Source organism: uncultured Blautia sp. (assembly GCF_902497045.1).
In the GTDB taxonomy this organism is placed as follows: Bacteria; Bacillota; Clostridia; order Lachnospirales; family Lachnospiraceae; genus Blautia_A.
The window spans coordinates 1-2,681 of the sequence record NZ_CABVDF010000300.1 but is presented as its reverse complement, the minus strand read 5'-3'; the positions used below and the strand labels follow the sequence as shown (position 1 = coordinate 2,681).

Here is a 2,681-nt window from a genome sequence, read left to right as displayed (position 1 = left end):
TAGTTTCAACCAAAATTAAATTTTCTTCTAGGTTGTTTGATTTGTTATTGTTTTCTAAGATTTTCACAAAAAAACACCTGGTAAATGATCTTTAAAATCATCTACCAGGCTTTATTGTTTATCTTACACCCAAATCAGCTCCTCTCTCAGGCTTATCTTTTCCCTGCTTTTCCTGGATAATTCTCTTATTGATTTCCAATCGTTCATGGATTGACGGTTTTTTCTCTTTTCCTGGCATTGCCTTTTTCTGTGCTACTGCCTTTCTTTCAGCTTTCCCTGCGTCCTTAACTCCTGTATTTTCATCAACGCCAGATCTTGGCACAGCTTCTCTGCTCTCATTTTTCTCTGCTACCTGCTGTTCTCGTTTCTCCTTCACACCTTTTTCTTCCAGACTGCAAAAGCTCTGCAAATACGGCAGTACATGATTCTGCATATCCGTCAGATCTTCCATATACTTCTGATATTCTTCATTGCCTTTTCCTTGCTGATAGCTGATCCAGCTTTCATCTGTCAACTTCATTTCATTCTGCATCTTTAATTGACTGATGATGCCGCCATTTCCGCTACCAATGTCTATCTTACCTTGAAAATGATGCAGCATCTGGTCGCCCTTCTCAGCATAATATACTGTAAAAAACATCTGCGCTGTCGTTTTTGGTTCGTTGGTGTTTGGATCACAGTCGGCATACCAGGCTTTGTCCTGTTCTACTGTTTTGGAATCCAAATCAGATAACTTCTGGCATCTTGGATTCGCCAATTCACTTTTCTCACAATAATTCACATACACCATCGGCTCCATATCTTTTGGAATCTCCGGTTCATAGGCTTTCAGTCTTTCCAGCAATACACCTGCACGAACAGACAGGTCGCATTCTTCGTCTACAATATCCTTCAAGTAAGAAACATAGTAATGAATATTACCGCTTTGCAAATCCAACATTACTTCCTGTACCGTATTTTCTCCCATCTCAACATTATCCCGATACTCATACGGATCAAAAGCTTCTGCAATCTCATCTAATGCCTCAGCCAGCTGTTCTGTGGTCATCTTCTCTGGATACATTGCTTCCCGAACATCCCGCATCGGTACATACTTATAGTCCGGTAATACTTCATGAATTTTCTCAATTCCTTTTCTTACCAGTGCAAGCTCCCCATAAAACCGAACATCGTCCATCAGATTTCCAAATACAGTATTTCCTTTAACGATTGTAAATTCGGCTTCATCATAGTAACTGTCTTCCGGATCACGATAAATAATACCCATTGAGCATCCCAGATATGCAGTTTCTGGATTCTCCCTATATTTTTCATAAACTGCAGCTATCTGGTTAACATCGGTACTTTTTTCATAAGCTCCCATATCATGGAATTCATCGCATTCTGTAGCAAAATATTCCAGATAAGGTTCTTTCTTCGGTGGCATATTATTGAGGACGTTATCAATCATGTTATAATTCGCCTCTTCCAGTTCCTCTACTTTTGCCAGTGGCTTATATTCGCCCTGGCTTTTCTGAATCTCTGCCATTACAACCTCATCCATTTCTTCCACTTTTTCCATCAACTGATCATAATCCCCACGGATGCGTTCTCCAATCCAGCCTTCGTCTTTCAGAAGTTCCTCTGCCGCTTCTTTAATAGAAATTTCATCATTTTCATAGACGCCACCATCCATCAGACGGAAATCTTCATCGTAAAAGGAATAATCATATCCTTCTTCTGTTCTCTGAATAGCAAAATAACGTTCTCCTACCTCATATGCCAGTTCACTAAGAACCTGTTCTTCCAGATTCAGGAAAGAATCCAGCTGTTCAAAACTGATACTGTCTACAAAATGAGCTGTTACTTTTTTCCCATCATTCAAAACAACGATATCACTGACAGACAGGGAATGCCCGCGGAAGTCTTTCGGTCTGTCAATGTTGAACCTTTCAAAAATATCATCCAGTGACGTATTTCCCAGTAATTCTCCAACATAGACCAGCTTATAATCTTCTTTTTTTATCTGCATACTATGACTTTCAATAAAACTCATATTCATAAATGCATAGTTTTCACCCGGTGAATCATCCTTGATCTGATAAATGCCAAAGGTTCGCCTTGTTCCTAACAATAGTTTTGCCTCTTTCAAAGACTGAATCTGCGGATATTTTTGCATTTCCCATTCCAGGTTACGAAAACGCTCCCGTTCTGCCATGGACATCTGATAATGCTCCGGTCCTCGTTCGATTTCCTTGCGTTCCGTGACATAGACCGGTGATGAAAAATTAATAATCAGATAGATATCTGCTCCGGCATCGTATAATTTCAATGCTTCTTCCTGGTCAATGACACTCATAGGCTCCTGAAATGCTCCCACATCTTCATCGGCATAATCCAGATCCTGATCCCTTATCCGTTCCCACATCTGTAATTCCATGCCAAACAGACCTTCATGCGTCTGTATCATTTCTTTACTTGCATACTCTCCTTTGCCGCCATCACTGTCCAGACAATAAATCTTAGAACCCATTCTGTGATAATCCAAGGCTGCTTCTTTTCTGAGCGGTACCATATCCTCTGCTGTATATCCATAGTCACGTAATTCCAGCTTGCCTATGGTTGGATCTGGTAAGTCCTGAATATGCATTTTTGCATCATCCAGAAGTTCCTCTACTTTATCTTCATCTGCCTGATTGATT

1 protein-coding gene is annotated in these 2,681 nt (G+C 40.2%); it reads right to left on the bottom strand.

Going from position 1 to position 2,681, the window contains the following annotated elements; all coding sequences use genetic code 11:
- Positions 1-118 precede the first annotated feature (118 nt).
- A partial coding sequence (locus tag RDS42_RS14010; RefSeq protein ID WP_308784200.1) for a YodL domain-containing protein occupies positions 119-2,681 on the bottom strand: 2,563 nt, incomplete at its 5' end.